The sequence below is a fragment of the Pseudophaeobacter sp. genome (assembly GCF_039971195.1).
Lineage (GTDB): Bacteria > Pseudomonadota > Alphaproteobacteria > Rhodobacterales > Rhodobacteraceae > Pseudophaeobacter.
Genome location: NZ_JBDWPJ010000026.1, coordinates 1 through 17,381, shown reverse-complemented (window position 1 = coordinate 17,381; position 17,381 = coordinate 1). Strand labels below are relative to the sequence as shown.

Annotated in this window: 15 protein-coding genes; 6 read left to right on the top strand and 9 right to left on the bottom strand. The window is 58.2% G+C overall.

What is annotated here, in order from left to right:
* The first annotated feature begins 406 nt into the window (after window positions 1-406).
* Window positions 407-1,795, top strand: a complete 1,389-nt coding sequence (locus ABJP42_RS01865) for a helix-turn-helix domain-containing protein (RefSeq protein ID WP_348338202.1) — start codon at window positions 407-409, stop codon at window positions 1,793-1,795.
* Between the two features lie 141 nt (window positions 1,796-1,936).
* On the opposite strand, the gene ABJP42_RS01860 is transcribed toward ABJP42_RS01865, so the two are convergent.
* The 5 genes from ABJP42_RS01860 to ABJP42_RS01840 all read right to left on the bottom strand — a co-directional run bounded on the left by ABJP42_RS01860 (window position 1,937) and on the right by ABJP42_RS01840 (window position 8,617).
* A complete protein-coding gene (locus tag ABJP42_RS01860; RefSeq protein ID WP_348338201.1) occupies window positions 1,937-2,176 on the bottom strand; it encodes an HP1242/YdcH family protein in 240 nt (79 codons plus the stop codon).
* Window positions 2,177-2,385: 209 nt separating this feature from the next.
* Window positions 2,386-4,041, bottom strand: a complete 1,656-nt coding sequence (betA, locus tag ABJP42_RS01855) for a choline dehydrogenase (RefSeq protein WP_348338200.1) — start codon at window positions 4,039-4,041, stop codon at window positions 2,386-2,388.
* A 208-nt stretch (window positions 4,042-4,249) separates the two neighbouring features.
* Complete coding sequence (gene betB / locus ABJP42_RS01850; RefSeq protein ID WP_348338199.1) at window positions 4,250-5,707, bottom strand: betaine-aldehyde dehydrogenase; 1,458 nt, start codon at window positions 5,705-5,707, stop codon at window positions 4,250-4,252.
* A 46-nt stretch (window positions 5,708-5,753) separates the two neighbouring features.
* Window positions 5,754-7,262, bottom strand: a complete 1,509-nt coding sequence (betC, locus tag ABJP42_RS01845) for a choline-sulfatase (RefSeq protein WP_348338198.1) — start codon at window positions 7,260-7,262, stop codon at window positions 5,754-5,756.
* Between the two features lie 146 nt (window positions 7,263-7,408).
* Complete coding sequence (locus ABJP42_RS01840; RefSeq protein ID WP_348338197.1) at window positions 7,409-8,617, bottom strand: BCCT family transporter; 1,209 nt, start codon at window positions 8,615-8,617, stop codon at window positions 7,409-7,411.
* A gap of 159 nt (window positions 8,618-8,776) precedes the next feature.
* On the opposite strand from ABJP42_RS01840, the gene betI reads away from it, so the two are divergent.
* Window positions 8,777-9,352, top strand: a complete 576-nt coding sequence (gene betI, locus ABJP42_RS01835; protein ID WP_348338196.1) for a choline-binding transcriptional repressor BetI — start codon at window positions 8,777-8,779, stop codon at window positions 9,350-9,352.
* Between the two features lie 61 nt (window positions 9,353-9,413).
* Here betI and ABJP42_RS01830 read toward each other — a convergent pair whose 3' ends face one another.
* From ABJP42_RS01830 to ABJP42_RS01820, 3 genes are all read right to left on the bottom strand, one after another.
* Window positions 9,414-10,439 carry a DUF1036 domain-containing protein gene (locus ABJP42_RS01830; RefSeq protein ID WP_348338195.1) on the bottom strand — a complete coding sequence of 342 codons (1,026 nt, stop codon included), beginning with the start codon at window positions 10,437-10,439 and terminating at the stop codon, window positions 9,414-9,416.
* A 66-nt stretch (window positions 10,440-10,505) separates the two neighbouring features.
* On the bottom strand, window positions 10,506-11,426 hold the full coding sequence (locus ABJP42_RS01825; protein WP_348338194.1) for a DMT family transporter: 921 nt from the start codon (window positions 11,424-11,426) through the stop codon (window positions 10,506-10,508).
* A gap of 138 nt (window positions 11,427-11,564) precedes the next feature.
* Window positions 11,565-12,185, bottom strand: a complete 621-nt coding sequence (locus tag ABJP42_RS01820; protein WP_348338193.1) for a LysE/ArgO family amino acid transporter — start codon at window positions 12,183-12,185, stop codon at window positions 11,565-11,567.
* 101 nt (window positions 12,186-12,286) lie between these two features.
* On the opposite strand from ABJP42_RS01820, the gene ABJP42_RS01815 reads away from it, so the two are divergent.
* The 3 genes from ABJP42_RS01815 to ABJP42_RS01805 are packed head-to-tail and all read left to right on the top strand — an operon-like array spanning window position 12,287 to window position 14,758.
* On the top strand, window positions 12,287-13,189 hold the full coding sequence (locus ABJP42_RS01815) for a LysR family transcriptional regulator ArgP (protein ID WP_348338192.1): 903 nt from the start codon (window positions 12,287-12,289) through the stop codon (window positions 13,187-13,189).
* Entirely contained in the window at window positions 13,189-13,881 is a 693-nt protein-coding gene (locus tag ABJP42_RS01810) for a nitroreductase family protein (RefSeq protein WP_348338191.1), read from the top strand. The genes ABJP42_RS01815 and ABJP42_RS01810 overlap by 1 nt, the downstream gene beginning before the upstream one ends.
* A 28-nt stretch (window positions 13,882-13,909) precedes the next feature.
* Window positions 13,910-14,758, top strand: coding sequence for a COG3904 family protein (locus ABJP42_RS01805; protein ID WP_348338190.1), 849 nt, complete (start codon window positions 13,910-13,912; stop codon window positions 14,756-14,758).
* A 67-nt stretch (window positions 14,759-14,825) separates the two neighbouring features.
* On the opposite strand, the gene ABJP42_RS01800 is transcribed toward ABJP42_RS01805, so the two are convergent.
* Window positions 14,826-15,566 carry a YebC/PmpR family DNA-binding transcriptional regulator gene (locus ABJP42_RS01800; RefSeq protein ID WP_348338189.1) on the bottom strand — a complete coding sequence of 247 codons (741 nt, stop codon included), beginning with the start codon at window positions 15,564-15,566 and terminating at the stop codon, window positions 14,826-14,828.
* Window positions 15,567-15,727: 161 nt separating this feature from the next.
* Here ABJP42_RS01800 and ABJP42_RS01795 point away from each other — a divergent pair.
* Window positions 15,728-17,381, top strand: a 1,654-nt coding sequence (locus tag ABJP42_RS01795) for an SLC13 family permease (protein ID WP_348338188.1), incomplete at its 3' end; no start/stop codon positions are given.

Here is a 17,381-nt window from a genome sequence, read left to right as displayed (position 1 = left end):
TGATCTTGCGGGATGTGATCCTCAAGCGAGAAATCATAGAACAACGCCGCTTGTACTTCCTGCTTCGGTCCCATCATCGCAAAATCCCCCACACCCTGCGAGAATTGAATCAGCGCTAACCACTCAAATCAAGGCGAGTTTTTCAACGAAATACGCCCGTTGTGCCTGAGTGTCGGCCAATCCTGCGCGATGCACAAACGTCGTAAAAGGGCTGAGAGCTGACTTCCCCAGCCCTCAAATCGACAGAAAAGTTGCTGCAATGGGAAGTGTCGCTTACTGCAACGCGAAGTGTCCCACTACACTAACCCTTCAATGTGCAACTGCTTTTGGTGCGTGAACCGCTTGCGCCACTAAATTTGCATTTATACAGTGACCCCATCCAGGATTTGCAAAGGCACCCCCCCCGATGGCCACTCAAAAACTATACGCTGGTGCAAAACTGCGCGAAATGCGAACCCGGCTGGAGCTGACTCAAAAGGATTTTGCAGCCAAGCTGGGGGTTTCGCTGCCCTATCTCAACCAGATGGAAAACAACAACCGGCCGGTCTCTACCACCGTGGTTCTGGCGCTGGCGCAAGAGTTCGGCATGGATGTGACCGAATTGTCCACCGGTGACAGCGAGCGCCTGGTCAGTGATATGCGCGAGGCGATGGCCGATCCCGTCTTTGCTGATGAAGCGCCGCCACTGGCAGATCTGCGCCTCACGGCCTCCAATGCCCCGGCCCTGGCGCGGGCCTTTCTCAGCCTGCACCGAGCCTACCGTCAGACCCATGAGCGACTGGCCTCGCTGGACGAGGCCCTGGGGCGCGAAGATTCCCGCATCCAGGCCAGCCCTTGGGAGGAAGTGCGCGACTTTTTCCACTATTGCGACAACTATATTGACGCAGTGGACCGCGCCGCCGAGCGTTTCGCCGGCTCGGCCGATGTGCGCCTTGCTGCGACCACAGCATTAGAGAATGCCGGGATCACTATAAACTACGGCGATATGGATGGGCTGCGCGGCTATGACCCGGAAACCCGCACTCTGCAGCTCTCCAACCGGTCCAGCCCGCCAACTCAAGTCTTTCAACTGCTGCTGCAGGTTGCCTTGCTCAGCCAGGACAGCCTGCTGGAGGCCACCTTGGATTTCGCCCGTTTCCACAGCGAGGAAGCCCGCGCCATCGCCAAAATTGGCCTGGCCAACTATTTTGCAGGCGCCGCCTTGATGCCCTATGGCCGTTTCCTAGCAGCGGCGCAGGAGGATCGCCACGATCTGGAGCGGCTTGCCACCCGGTTTGGCGCCTCAATTGAACAGGTGGCGCATTGTCTGTCGACGCTGCAACGCCCCGGTGCCAAGGGTATTCCGTTCTTTTTTGTCCGGGTTGATCAGGCGGGCACCATCACCAAACGCCATTCCGCAACCCGGCTGCAGTTTGCCCGCTTTGGTGGCGCCTGCCCTTTGTGGAACGTGCACCGGGCCTTTGAAACACCCGGTCGATTCCTGCGCCAGTTGGCGGAAACCCCGGATGGGGTACGCTATATCTCCCTGGCGCGAGATGTGTCCAAATCAGGCGGCTCTTTTGGCTCTCCTGTGCGCCGCTATGCCATTGCCCTGGGCTGCGAGGTGCGCCATGCGGATGCGCTGGTCTATGCCGACAATCTGGATATGAGCCATGCCTCGGCCTATGAGCCCATCGGCATCTCCTGCCGCATTTGCGAGCGAAAGCAATGCCACCAACGATCCGTACCGCCCTTGGAGCGCCGCCTCAGCATCAACAATGATCAGCGCGGCGTCCTGCCCTACGAGGTGAGCTAGGTCGAATACCAACCGCCGCACGATCTGAGGCTGGGGCAAACGAAAAAGGGGACGCAAAGGCCCCCTAAACTCGTTACCAACAATGGACCAGGCGGCCCGCTCCTGAATTGGAAAGGGTCGCCTTTAACTGGTCAGGAGCTATCAGGCCTTGGACAGGATACTCCAGATCTCATCCTTGAGCACACCGCGCTTCTTGCGCAACTCCACCTCGGTCAGCTCTTCCAATGGCTCAACATTGGTCTCTGCCCGGTGCACGGCCCGGTTTACCTCGTGATACTCATCCGCCAACTTGGCAAAATGCGCATCAGACTGTTTCAATTGGCTCATCACTTCGACTTTGTCTGGGAATTCTTCGGCCAGCTCATGGGGGGTATTGGACATCTGTTCGCTCCTTCTCTTGGGGTCGAACACAGGCTAGGGCGCTCCCGGGGCCGCCACATTGACTCGGATCAAACAAACACCTGAAAACAGATATATGGCTGCGTTTTTTTAAGCACCATGCGCGGCAACAATCTGCCTGAATTCAAAAAACGCCATTGGCCTCCTGAAGAGTGCCTATGGCGTTTCTCTTCTCTCTCAGCGGGGCCAGGTCAGCGCTGGCTGACCTGCCAGTCCTTATTGAACCAGGGTTCAGCGTTCGAGGCCGCAAGACGCCGCCCTAGGATGTGATCTGCCGCCTTTTCGCCGGTCATGATCGAAGGTCCATTCAGGTTGCCATTGGTGATCCGCGGGAAGATGGAGCTATCCGCCACCCGCAGGCCCTCAACGCCAATCACCCGGCATTCCGGGTCAACCACCGCCATCGGATCGTTTAGAGCACCCATTTTGCAGGTTCCACAGGGATGATACGCACTTTCGGCATGTTCGCGGATAAAACCGTCGATCTCTGCGTCGCTTTGCAGCGCCTCGCCCGGTTGGATCTCATGCTTCACATAGGGCTGCATGGCCTCCTGGGAAAAAACCTCGCGGGTGAGGCGGACACATTTGCGAAAATCAATCCAGTCCTGCTCGGTCGACATATAGTTGAAAAAGATCTTTGGCGCGTCCTTTGGGTCGGCGCTGGCCAGGGTGACCGCGCCGCGCGATTCAGACCGCATCGGCCCCACATGGGCCTGAAACCCATGACCCTCAGCCGCCGCCTGTCCGTCATAGCGCACCGCGATGGGCAAGAAATGATACTGGATATCCGGGTAGTCGACGCCTTTGTCAGAGCGAATGAAGGCCGCGCTTTCAAACTGGTTCGAGGCCCCAAGCCCGGTTTTGGTAAAGAACCACTGCGCCCCGACCCAGGCCTTGCCCAGGAGGTTCCAGTATTTGAACAGGGTAATCGGCTGCTTGCAGGCATACTGGAAATAGAACTCCAGATGGTCCTGCAGGTTCTGCCCCACGCCAGGGCGATCTGCCACCACTTCGATGCCATGTTCCGCCAGGTGCTCTGCCGGGCCAATGCCGGATAGCATCAGCAGTTTGGGCGAGTTCAATGAGCTCGCGGCCAGGATCACCTCCACCCCGGCCTCGATCACTTCAATCTTGCCGCTGCGTTCCACCTCAACCCCGGTGGCGCGTCCATCCTTGATCACCACTTTGCGGGCAAAGGCCCGGATCATCTCACAATTGTCGCGTTTTAAGGCCGGACGCAGATAGGCATTGGCCGCCGACCAACGCTGCCCCTTGTAGACCGTCATCTCCATCGGGCCAAAACCCTCTTGCTGCTCACCGTTGTAATCCTCGGTCACCGGGTAGCCCGCCTGTTTTCCGGCAGAGACAAAGGCATCATGCAGCGGGTTGTCGCGTGGGCCACGGGTCACATGCAGCGGACCATCCGTGCCACGCCAATCCGCATCACCGCCCTGGCCACGGGGATCCCAGGTTTCCATGCGTTTGAAATAAGGCAGCACATCGGCATAGGACCAGCCCTGCGCACCACTTTTGGCCCAATAATTGTAATCCCCGGCATGGCCGCGCACATAGACCATGCCGTTGATCGAGGACGAACCGCCCACCACTTTGCCACGCGGCGTCACCAGTTCGCGATTGTCCAGATGCGGTTCAGGCTGGGATTTATAGCCCCAGTCATAGAGCGACATGTTCATTGGATAAGACAGGGCACCGGGCATCTGGATCAGCGGCCCAACATCGGTGCCACCATGTTCAACGATCAGCACCGATTTGCCAGCCTCCGACAAACGATAGGCCATGGCGCATCCCGCCGAGCCCGCCCCAACAATCACATAATCCGCTTTCATCGCTTCTCTCCATCACGGATTCTCACGGGGTCAAGGAGGCCGCCGGGCCACGCGCCAGCGCGTCTTGTCCTTGATACTGTGTGAATCTGCATCTTCATTGGTCTCGTCCCCTGAGGGTGCAATGCGCCCTCAGGGGATTTTTAAGCAAACCCTTACCCTTGCCCTTTGGGGCAACGGGCGGGTGGGTGGGCGTTGACCCAAAGGGCAATCAGAAAGCCGCCTCTACATCGCCCATGCGCACATAGACCGATTTCACCTGGCTAAAATGCTTGATCGCTTCTTTGGAGTTTTCGCGCCCAACACCCGAAGCCTTCACCCCCCCAAAAGGCGCCTCAACCGGCGCATCATTGTAGGAGTTGATAAAGCAGCTGCCTGCTTCCAGATTGCCAATCACCCGGTGGGCGCGGGTGAAGTCCTGGGTAAATACCCCGGCCGCCAAACCAAATTCGGTGTCATTGGCCCTGGCCACAACTTCCTCTTCAGTGTCAAAATCCAGCACCGACATCACCGGGCCAAAAATCTCTTCGCGGGCAATGGTCATATTATCAGTCACATCAGCAAAGACCGTGGGCTGCAGATACCAGCCCGGCCTGTCGCAGCGTGCGCCACCACAGATGAGCCGTGCCCCCTCGGCCTTGCCCTTCTCGATGTAGCCCAGAACGATATTCATCTGGTTTTCATTGACCATGGGACCAAAGCTGGTTGCCTCATCCAGCGGATCACCAATCACTGCATTTCCGGTCCGCTCGGCCAGACGGGCAAGGAATTTCTCCTTGATACCTTTTTGCACAAAAACGCGGGTGCCGTTCGAACAGACCTGCCCGGAGGAGTAGAAATTGCCATTGATGGCGCCACCCACGGCATTCTCGATATCCGCATCATCAAAGACGATCATCGGCGATTTGCCCCCCAGCTCCATGGTCACATGTTTCATGCCCTCGGCTGCAGCCGCGTAGACCTTCTTGCCGGTGGGCACCGAGCCGGTCAGCGAGACCTTGTCGACGCGCGGATCAGTGACCAGCGCGCCGCCCACTTCGCCCATGCCCTGCACCACGTTGTAGACCCCGGCAGGCAGGCCCGCCTTGTGCAGAATTTCGGCCACTTTCAGGGCACAAAGCGGTGTTGCTTCGGAGGGTTTGAACACCATGCTATTGCCACAGGCCAGCGCAGGCGCGCCCTTCCAACAGGCGATCTGGGTGGGGTAGTTCCAGGCGCCGATGCCAACACAAAGGCCAAGCGCCTCACGAATGGTATAGACCCAGTCTTCCCCCATCGGGATGTGCTCTCCGGTCAGACTGCCCGCCAATCCGCCAAAATACTCCAGCGCGTCGGCGCCAGAGGTAGCATCCACCGCCAGGGTCTCCTGCATCGGCTTGCCGGTATCATAGGTTTCCAGCACCGAAAGCTCATGGTTGCGCTCGCGGATTATATCAGCGGCTCGCCGCAGGATCCGGCCCCGCTCGGTGCCGCTCATCTTGGCCCAGGCCTTTTGCGCGGCCTTGCCGCTGGCCAGTGCCTGCTCGACAATGGCAGGCGTGGCCGCGTAGACGGTGGCGATCTGCTCCCCACTGGCGGCATAGATCACCGGGATCGGCGTGCCACTGGTATCTTCGACATATTCACCATTGATAAAATGGCTGGCTTTAGGTTGGGCAAGATGGGTCATATCGGGCTCGTATCTGTTGGTTTCGAGGAGGGCTTCGAAAATCGGGTTATTCACCACGCGGAAAACGTTTGTCGCTTTCCAAGGTGTCGAGGTTCATGTGATTGCGCATGTAGCGTTCCGAGGCCTTTTGCAAAGGCTGGTAGTCCCAGGGGTAGTAGCCGCCCTGGCGCAGGGCCTCGTAGACTACCCAGCGCCGCGCCTGGCTGGCGCGAATATCAGCGTCAAACTGGTCCAGATCCCAACGCGCTTCGGATTTGGCCTTGAGCGTCTGCAGCGTGCCTGCATGGGCCGGGTCGTCGGCCAGGTTGGTCAATTCCAACGGGTCCGCCTCCAGATCAAACAGCTGGTCGGGATCAAGCGCGCAGCGGTTATATTTCCATTTTCCATAGCGCAGGGAAACCAGCGGCGCATAAGAGGCCTCGGCGGCATATTCCATCGCCACCGGGCTCGTGCGTTCCTGCCCCTTGGCCAGCGGGCAGAGATCCTCGCCATCCGTCCAGGGAGCGATTTCTTCCATCGGCAAACCAGCCAGCGCCCCAAGGGTGGGGTTCACGTCTAGCGTCGAGACCGGGGTCTCAATCAAACCTGCGGGCAGATCCGGCGAGGAGATCATCAGTGGCACCCGCGCGGAGCCGTCATAAAAGCTCATCTTGAACCAGAGGCCGCGCTCCCCCAGCATATCGCCGTGATCAGAGACAAACAGGATCGTAGCCTCTTGCCTCGTGTCTTCCAGCACCTGCAGGATCTCGCCGATCTTGTCATCGAGATAAGAAATATTGGCAAAATAGGCGCGGCGAGCGCGTTTGATATGACCCTCGGTGATGTCGAAACTACGCCAGTCATTGGCGTCAAAAATCCGCTTTGAGTGACTGTCGTGATCTGCATAGTCCAGCGCCGGGGTCTGCGGCAGCAGATGCTCGCAATCCTCATAGAGGTCCCAGAATTTCTTGCGCGCCACATAGGGGTCATGGGGATGGGTAAAGCTGACAGTTACGGCCCAGGGACGTGCGTCAAGCCCGCGTGAAAGCTCATAAAGTTTGGAGGTGGCATTGTAAGCGACCTCATCATCGTATTCCATCTGGTTCGAAGTTTCAGCCATCCCTGCCCCGGTGACAGAACCCATGTTGTGATACCACCAGTCGATGCGCTCACCCGGCTTGCGGTAGTCCGGCGTCCAGCCAAAATCTGCCGGGTAGATATCGGTGGTGAGGCGGTCCTCAAACCCGTGCAGCTGATCGGGGCCGACAAAATGCATCTTGCCCGAAAGGCAGGTGTAATAGCCCGCACGACGCAGGTGATGCGCATAGGTGGGAATATCCGAACGGAATTCGGCTGCATTGTCATAGACCCCGGTGCGCGAAGGCAGCTGCCCCGACATAAACGAGGCACGCCCCGGCGCACAGAGCGGCGAGGCGGTATAGGCATTGGCAAAGCGGGTGGAGCGCGCCGCCAGCTTCTTCAGGTTCGGGACGTGCAGCCAATCCGCCGGACCATCCGGAAACAGGGTTCCGTTCAACTGATCGACCATCAGGATCAGGATATTTGGCTGTGTCATCTGCGGTGCATCCTCATGCTCTGGCCGCTTGGCCCTGTTTCATCCTGTCAGTCTACTGAGCGCGCCTAAAGCCGCTGGTCTGTTCGCGTCACTTGCTGACGCTTCACCCCCCAATCCATTGACCGGGAGGTGAAATTTCAAAACGTCTAGTGCACCCGGTCGATCCGGTGGAAATCGAGCGTGTTTTCCTCGGGCGAGGTGGTGATGCTCATCACTTCGCGACGTTTGTAGAAAAGGATGTACCCCAGACAGGTGATGTAGAGCCCGATAACGACAGTGCCGACCCACTGGATCTGCAGCCACTGGCTCTGGAAGGCGAGCGTCAAAGCAAACAATCCAATCGCATTGCCCAACACATAGGGCAGCTTGCCAAACCGTTCGGCAGAGAGATTTAGATTATCGGTGTAAAGACGGATCAGCGAGTCAAAGGAGTTGATCACAAAGAGGATCCCCACAATGGTCATCGACCAGTTCACCAATCCAGCGGTGGGAATGGCATTAAGGTGGTAAAAGTATAGCACCGAGAACCAGGTCGCCAGCGGAATGGAGGGGAAGATCAGCAGCGCAGCAAGCAGCTGCCATGTCTTCAACCCACCCACAAAACGGGATGTGAACTGTCCAATCATGATCGACCAGGCAAACCACCAGAACAGGTAGAATTCATGGTAGTCGGTCAGTGGCAGCACGAATTTGTGGATATTGGCAAAGTAACCGCCAATGTTCCCCGCGGTTGAGGCAAATTCTCCCAGGCCCATGCCAGCATGCAACCACATCCCCAGGATCAGCGCGATAAACAGGAAGGTAGACCCAACGGACAGAACCCGCACATATTTGATGTCGGTGGAAGAATAGGCTGCAATCAGGATCACCAGGAAACAGATGATATAGAAGGCTGGCAGGATGCTTTCTCCATCACCAACTTCGGCAATGTAATAGGGCATGTAGATCAGGAACAGGGCACCGGTGAAGGCACAGGTGGTGATGATCACCAGGTTGTTGATGAACTTCACGATGCCGATCTCAAAGAACTTCACCCGCGGTTCGATGACACAAAAGTAAAAGGCCGTCAGGAAATAGAAGGCCCAGATCAGGAAGCCCCAAAAGCCGAACTCCAGCGCCAGCGGGTTGGTGAAGCCATAGGCGGGCTCGGTCGCGACATCCGCATAGAGCGGAAAGTCAAAGGCCAGCGGGAACATAATCAGCCCAACATCCAAGCCAGACGTGAACAAAATCGCGATGAAGGTGAACAGCGGCACCGGAGTCACCCCGATGTTTGGCAGGTTCCACCACTTGACGGTGCAGAAAATCACCAGCGCAAAAGCCAGCAAAACGCCGACGGAAATGATGAGTGTCATATGTCCCTCCCCATGACGGGCTTGTGTCGCCCCAGAACATGGAGGCGGTTCCTAACACGGAAAGCTATTTGCCCAAACACATTTCTGAACGGCTGTACAAGTTTTAATCTGAAAATAACAACTGTTGAAACCCGCGCCCAAGTGACGCAAAACTCTGGCATGGCAAGAAAACGTATTAGAGACATTCGCAACGAAGAATTGATCGAAGCCACTATCGTGGCGGTGCACAAACGCGGCTACTCTGTTGTTACAATGGCAGAAATTGCCCAAGAGGCCGGCGCATCAGCTGCTTCGATCAATTATTACTTCGGTTCCAAGGAAGGCCTGATGGAGGCCACCATGCGGCATCTGCTGCGCAAATTGCGCCAGGCGATGATTGATGGCTATGGCGCTGCCAAGACTCCAAAAGAGAGGCTTTATGCGGTTATGGATGCGAATTTTTCCGACGCTCTTTTTACCGTTCCGCAGTGTAGCCTCTGGATGCAGTTCTGGGCCAATGCGCCCTACTCGCCACGTCTGTCGCGGTTGCATCGAATCAATCGCCACCGGGTCCGCAGCCATGTGCGTGCCGAATTGACTAACCTGTTGCCCCCTGATCGCGTTGAAACAGCGCGCAGTGCATTGCAATGCTATATGGATGGCGTCTGGCTGGAAGCGGCGCAATCAGAATGCAAGGTCCAGCCTGACGCGGCGCGGCGTGCCGCACATCAGGTTGTGAATCTGACGCTCTCTTAGGTGCCGGACGAGCCTCAACCCGCAGGGCCAATCTGCTGTTCCCTCCACAAGGGAGACCTGATCAGTCAACCTTCAGGTATCTCAGCTCCGTCCCTCTGGGCAGGTAGCTCAGGACCAGCTCCGTTTCAGAGACCTTGCGCAGGATGTAGCACAGCCCGGTGCCGCCCTGGCTGTCCCAGGCGTAAAGATAAGGCCCGTCGCCATCATACTCACCGCAGTATTGCATCACCGAGAGGTATTCCATTGAGGTAAGGGCCCCCGCATAGCGGTTTCGCCGACCGCTGCCCGCGATGGTAAAAACATCCCTTGGATCCGTGGCGGAATACCAGCTCCCCTGCAATGCCTCCAGAAATTCATCTTCGACATTGGGGCTGCGGGGTTTAACATCCCGCAACACCAGCTCAAGGGTGTTTTCGTAGAGGCCCGCCAGATCACCTTCCATCAGGATCGGCGTCCCCGCCTGCATCTCTCTGAGCTGTGCAAACACCTGCTTCGCGGTGCGGCCGTCCTCCAACACGGTAAAAACCCGCCCGGGCCCGACAAAAGTGCAGAAACTGTCAAAATCACGAAACTGCGGACTACAATTATGAAACACAGCGGCCCCAACAAAGGGTCTCCCCCAAAGCCTTGATGTGGCGCCCCCAGCCTCCTCAGAAGAAGGTAACGCAGGGCTGGAATGCGCGCTCAGCTCTTGGCGGAAATGCAGCCCTTCTTTGCCAGTATCGATCTTGGCAAAATAGTCGGTACCATATCCACGTCGCTGGCAGTCATAGTCACCCACAATGGAAAAAATCCCGGGTTTGGTGCAAAAGGCCAGCTGATCATCGCGGAAACTCCAGCCCGGACTGGTGGCCCGGTAATAATAAAACCGATACTTTAAATCATCGGGGAGCGGTGTGATACAGGCTGCAGGTGACAGGTTCCACCAGCCCTCGGAAACCCAGCGTCCGTCTTGTTTGTAGGCAACTGCGATATTATGGGAGGCGTCCGTGTCATTGCAGATTTCCAGCCCAGCCCAGACCGGGCCTGCCAGCCAGACCAGCCACAGCGCAACTGCGCTGAAAAATCCTCCGCTTCGCCTCCCCATAGGCTACGTCCCTGCTATTAAACCAAAATACCTATGTAGAAACCTTTTGTAACACTCATGCGTCAGTCAGACCTTTGTGGCCGCATCGGGCGGCGTGATTGCCCTTCGCTTCAGCATCGCTTCGCGCCAGGTGATAAAACTGATCGCCGCCAGGATCAGACCGCCGCCAAAAACCACCCAGATATCCACCGGCTCCGAAAACACCAATGCTCCCAGCAGGGTTGCCCAGATCAGCTGCAAGAAGGTGACCGGCTGTGTCACCGTCAGCGGCGCTGCGGCAAAGGCCAGGGTCATGGTGAAATGCCCCGCCGTGGCAAAACAGGCCACCGCAAACAGGATTGCCAGCTCTGGCAGGCTTGGCGCTACCCAGACCGCGAGCGCAAAGGGCGCCAGCCCCAGCGTCACCCAGATCGACAACATCGCCACAACCACAACCGGGTTAGTGTCATCCACAGTGAACTTGGCCAACAGATAGGACACACCAAAGGCCAGCGCGGTGAACAGCATGGCGATATGTCCAGGCGAGATCTCGCGAAAACCGGGACGCAGAATGATTACCGCGCCCAATAGCGCCACCACAACAGCCGCGATCCGCCGCAGGGCCAGCTTCTCTCCCAGAAACAGGGCCGCCCCCAGTGTAACATAGACCGGTGAGAGATAGTTCATCGCCGTCACCTCAGCCAATGGGATCTGCGTCATGGCAAAAAACCACAGAATAACGCCGCCGGAATGCACCAGACCGCGCGTGGCAAAAAGCGCCCAGAGCTTTGGTGTCAAAGTCGCGCGGCGTAACGTGCCAATCATGGGAATGAGGAACACCAGCCCCAGCAGATAGCGCAGAAAGGCTGACTGCGCTGGTGGGATGCGGTGGCCCAGGTATTTCACCAGCGCCGTCACCGCCACAAAACAGAGGCCTGTCATCAACATCCAGAACACCCCGACAAGGGGGCTCTTACTGGACCCGACTGTATTGATATGTGTGCTCATAAAGTAGACAGAACACCCAAACGCGAGGACAGACAACCCTTCACAAAACAATCACCTCAAATGAGACAGACCGCTACCGCCTGGAACGGGCCCGCGAAAGCTGCTCTGACCCGTCGTTGCGCGGCGTACTAACTGCGGTCACATCAGCAACAGTTTATGGGCAATGGCCCACATGGTCAGCCCGACAAAGACATCCAGCAGCTGCCAGGCGCGGGGCCGGGCAAAGATCGGTGCCAACAGGCTGGCGCCATAGCCGAGCGAAAAGAAAAAGGTGAAGCTGGAAATGATTGCCCCAACTCCAAAGACCAGCGGGTCCGGATACTGCGCTGAAATTGACCCCAACAGAACGACCGTATCCAGATAGACATGCGGATTGAGCCAGGTCAGCGCCAGCACCGTGGTCAAAACCGGCAGCAACAGCTGCTCTGCCTTGCCCACCTCTGCCTCCAGCGCCTCGCCGCCGATCCAGGCGGCCCTTAGGCTGCGCGCCCCATACCAGATCAGAAAGGCAGCCCCCCCAAATCGCATCACCGTTTCAAACCAGGGCAAAGCCTGGGCCAAAGTCCCAAAACCCAGAACCCCAGCGGCAATCAACAAGGCATCGGAACCCGCGCAGGCCAGGCAAACCCAAAACACATGCTGCTGCCGCAGCCCCTGGCGCAGCACAAAGGCATTTTGCGCCCCAATGGCCAGGATCAGACTGAAACCAAGGCCAAAGCCGGCAAACAAGCTGGGAGGAATTAGGGATACAAGCGGCATAGGAGGCATCTTTCCGGGGTAACTTAGGTGTTGTGGCTTTGACTACCGCGCCCAGGTTCAGTAGTAAAATTAAAGATGGTTATCCAAAGTAAGCAGAGCTAATGAGATTTGACCCCAATCACCTCTCTGCCCTCGCCGCAGTACTGCGGCTTGGATCCTTTGAGGCCGCGGCTCAAAACCTTGCGGTGACCCCCTCGGCAATTTCCCAGAGGATCAAGGCTCTGGAGGATCGGGTTGGCACCGCTTTGGTGAAACGCGCCCTGCCCTGCACCGGTACCGAGGCCGGGCTGCGTCTGGCCAAACATGCCGAAGATGTTGCCTTACTAGAGGGGTTGGTCTCCAGCGAGTTGGCCCTGGAGCGCGGCGCCCAGGAGTCGCCGCCACATCTGCGCATCGCGATCAATGCCGACAGTCTGGCCGCTTGGTTTATCGAAGCCATGGCCGCGACACCGGACCTGCTGTTCGATCTGGTCATCGACGATCAGGACCACAGCGCCGATTGGTTGCGGCGCGGCGAGGTCTCGGCTGCAGTCACTGGGCACGCAAAACCCATCACCGGCTGTAATGCCCGCCCCTTGGGGGCAATGCGCTATCAGGCCACCGCCAGCCCTGACTATATCGCCAAATGGTTCCCGCAGGGCCTGACATCAGAGGCGCTGGCCAAGGCCCCTTGCCTCATTTTCAACGCCAAAGACGCCCTACAGCAGCGCTGGATCACAGAGCACTTTGAAAGTGACATTGCGCCGCCTGCTCATTTCATCCCCTCGACACAGGGCTTTGCCGATGCGGCGATTGCCGGGCTTGGCTGGGGGATGAACCCGGTCGAGCTGATCACCCCTGCCCTCACATCTGGTGAGCTCATCCCTTTGTTGCCAGACAGTGCGCTGGATATCGCCCTCACCTGGCAGGTGAGCCGGGTCATGGAACCGGCGCTGGCGCCCCTAAGCCGTGCGGTGCTAAGCTCTGCCAAACGTCATTTGATCCAACCACAGGAGCCTGCGTAATGTTTGCCAAATCCGCCCTCACCTATGCGCCTCAGCCTCTACCGGATCGAGCCGGCTACAGCGATGCTGAAATGCAGGACAAGGCGGCAGAGTTTCTCACCCATATGCAACGTCGGCACACGGTACGGGATTTTACCGATCAGCCGGTTGACCGCGAGATCATCGAGCTTTGCATAAAAACTGCGGGCTCGGCCCCATCCGGGGCCAATCACCAGCCCTGGCATTTTGTCGCCATCGCCAACCCCGCCCTGAAACAACAAATCCGCGACGCCGCCGAAGAGGAAGAGCGGCGTTTTTATGCAGGGGGCGCCGGAGATGAATGGATCAAGGCGCTGGAGCCCATCGGCACCGATGCCGACAAACCGCATCTGACCACAGCGCCCTGGCTCATCGTGGTTTTTGCCCAGCGTTGGGGCGAATTTGTCGACGGCAGTCGCTACAAAAACTACTATGTGCCGGAGAGCGTCAATATCGCGACGGGTTTTCTGTTGGCTGCCCTGCACAGCGCCGGGCTCTGCAGCCTTACCCATACGCCCAACCCGATGAAGTTCCTCAATGCCGCATTGGGCCGCCCAGCCTCTGAAAAACCCACCATGATCATTGCTGTGGGCCACCCCAGTTCGGATGCCACCGTGCCCGGCGTCGCAAAGCTGAAGAAGCCGCTCGCTGAAATCTCCACGGTTTTGGAATGAACGACATCCTACACCAGAAATACGCTTGATGCCGCCTGAGCCCTTCAGTCTAAAGGCCAGCCTGCTCTGGCATATCCTGCTGCCGCGCGGGGCGGCATTGGCGCTGTGGTGGAGCGCAAATCAACTGCTGCAAATGCCACCAAGGCTGGTCTGGGGCTTGATGGCCGCGGATGCGCTTTTGTTTCTCTGGGCTAGCCGGGCCCATCTGCGGTCTGCGGATGCGCATATGGTCAGTTCAGGCACCATGGCGCCGATCTGGGGCGGCTATCTTTTGCTCTTTCTGGCGATCCTGGCCAGCCTGTCTCTGTGGTGGCAGGCGCTCTTGATCGCCAACCGCCCGCCCGAAGGACCCAGTTATGCAGAACAACGGGCGCTAGCCCATGCCACACGCTACAGCCTGACTGTGTCTGAGGACAAAACCATACTAATCTTTGACGGAGAGGTCACCTTTGGGCTCACCAAGACGCTCAGGGCACAGCTTTTGCAGCAGCCCGATGTGACCCGAGTGCAGCTCATTAGCCCCGGCGGCCATATCTATGAGGCGCGCGGCGCTGCCAAGATCATTCAGGCAAAAGGCTTGGCAACCGAAGCTATCGGGCTCTGCGCCTCTGCCTGTACCCTGATCTTTGCCGCCGGTGAGGCCCGGCAATTGGGGCCACAGGGTCAGCTCGGCTTTCACGGCTATGCGCTCGACTATTTTGGTGGGCTGCCGCAAATTGATCTGACAGCAGAACAGGAAAAAGATCGCCGCTTTTTGCTCACCCAGGGCATCCACCCGGAGTTCATCGACCGGATATTTGCCACACCGGCCACCGAGCTTTGGCACCCAGGTCCGGCAGCCCTCCTGGCCGCAGGTTTGCTACGCGACCAGCCCTAGGGCGGACAGACAAAAGCCCCCGAGGTCCCGGAGGCTTTTGATCATTTCACAGTATCAATGGGACAGATCAAAGCTGCGCCATCACCTCATCCGAGGCTTCAAAATTGGTGGTGACGCGCTGCACGTCATCGTCATCTTCCAGGGCATCGACCAGCTTCATCAGCTTTTGCATGCCTTCCAGGTCCAGCTCGGTGGTGGTGGTGGGTTTCCACACCAGCTTGGTGCTCTCGGATTCGCCCAGCTCTGCCTCCAGCGCGTTGGAGACATCGTTGAGATCGCTGTCTTCACAATAGATGGTATGGCCATCTTCGGAGGATTCCACATCCTCGGCGCCGGCCTCAATCGCAGCCATCATCACCGTGTCAGCATCGCCGACCTCGGGCTTGTAGGTGACTTCGCCCTTGCGGTCGAACATAAATCCAACTGAACCGGTCTCGCCCAGATTGCCGCCATTTTTGGAGAAGGTTGAGCGCACAGTCGATGCCGTACGGTTCTTATTGTCGGTCATGGTTTCGACAATCACCGCTACGCCACTGGGGCCATAGCCCTCGTAGCGGATCTCATCATAGTTTTCCGCATCACCTCCGATGGCCTTTTTGATGGCGCGTTCGATCACGTCCTTCGGCACCGATTGGCTTTTGGCTTCTTTTACCGCCAGACGCAGACGTGGGTTTTTATCGACATCGGGGTCGCCCATCTTGGCGGCCACGGTGATCTCCTTGGCCAGTTTGGAAAACAGTTTTGACCGCACAGCGTCCTGACGACCCTTGCGATGCTGGATGTTTGCCCATTTTGAGTGGCCTGCCATGGTAGATCCTTTGTCTCGTGCATGCTTGAATTTGCGCTCATATAGCCTGTGGCGGGGGGAGCTTTCAAGCACTGCCGACAGCGGCCTGCATTCCGAGGCTATTTCCACGCGCAAACCCCATGTCACCTTGCCTGTCTTTCACCAATGGCTAGAGTGACGCCATGACATTTGACCAAACCGCATTGTTTGCCATTTTTGCCGTCGTCTTTGGCCTGTTCCTCTGGGGACGCTTTCGCTACGACATTGTTGCCTTTTCCGCACTGATGATTGCAGTGGTCATGGGATTGGTCCCGACCAAGGACGCCTTTTCCGGCTTTGGCCACCCGGCGACGCTGGTGGTGGCGCTGGTGCTGATCGTCTCTGCCGGGTTGGTGCGCTCCGGCGCGGTCTTCCTGATTACCCGCACCCTGGTGGACAGCAGCCGCAGCCTGGGCAGCCACATCGCCCTAATGGGCGGCATTGGTGCGGTGCTCTCGGCTTTCATGAACAATGTGGCGGCCCTGGCCCTGTTGATGCCGGTGGACATCCAAACCGCCCGTAAGGCCGGTCGCGCACCGGGGTTGAGCCTGATGCCGCTCTCCTTTGCCACCATCCTTGGTGGTATGGCCACGTTGATCGGCACCCCGCCTAACATCATCATTGCCTCGATCCGGCAGGAGACCATGGGCACCCCCTTTGGCATGTTTGACTTTGCTCCAGTCGGGGGCATCGCTGCGATTGCCGGGCTTGCCTTTGTGGCCCTCATCGGCTGGCGCCTGATCCCACAAAGCGACATGGGAGCTGGCAACTCCGAGGCGCAACTATCAGACTACATTGCAGAACTCACGATCCCCGAGGGATCCAAACTGATCGGAGAACGGCTCGGGACGCTCGACAAAGAAGCCGAACAAGCAGATATTGCCATCCTTGGGCTGATCCGCGATGGCAAACGCCGCTATGGCCGCTCCAGCGGCAGGGTTCTGCAGGCGGGCGATACCCTGGTGATCGAGGCCACGCCCGAAACCCTCGATGAATTCCGCACCTCGCTTTCGCTGAACTTCTCGGATGCGGCACGTCAAGAAAAGCTCACCGCTGCAGGCGAAGGCCTGGAAGTGATCGAGGTGGTGGTGCCGGAAACCGCCCGTATCAATGGCCGCTCTGCGCAGTCGCTGGGGCTAGCCTGGCGGCAAAGCACCGTCCTATTGGGCCTGTCGCGTCAGGGCAAACGCCTGACCAAACACATCCGCCAGACCGAGATCGAGGCCGGGGATATTCTGCTGCTGCTCTGCCCCCGGGATCGCGGCGCCGATGTCACCGAATGGCTGGGCTGCCTGCCTTTGGCCGAACGGGGCCTTTCCGTCACTGCCAATGACAAGACCTGGGCCGCCATCGGCATGTTTGCCCTGGCGGTGCTGGCGGCCTCTCTGGGGCTGATATACCTCCCCGTGGCCCTGGGAATGGTCGTCGTGGGCTATGTGCTGATCAAGATCCTACCGGTGGCAGAGATCTATGACCATGTGGAATGGCCGGTGGTGGTTCTATTGGGATCAATGATCCCCCTCGGCGCAGCCCTGGATGCCTCGGGCGGCACCGCACTGATTGCCAATGGGTTGATTGACCTCACAGCGGGCCTACCCTCCTGGATGGTGCTGACGGTGCTGATGGTGGTGACCATGACCCTATCGGATGTGCTGAACAATACCGCCACAGCGATTGTCGCCGCTCCGGTGGGCATCCAGATGGCAAATACTCTGGGGGTCTCACCGGATCCGTTCCTGATGGCCGTGGCTGTGGCCGCCTCCGCCGCCTTCCTCACCCCGATTGGACATAAGAACA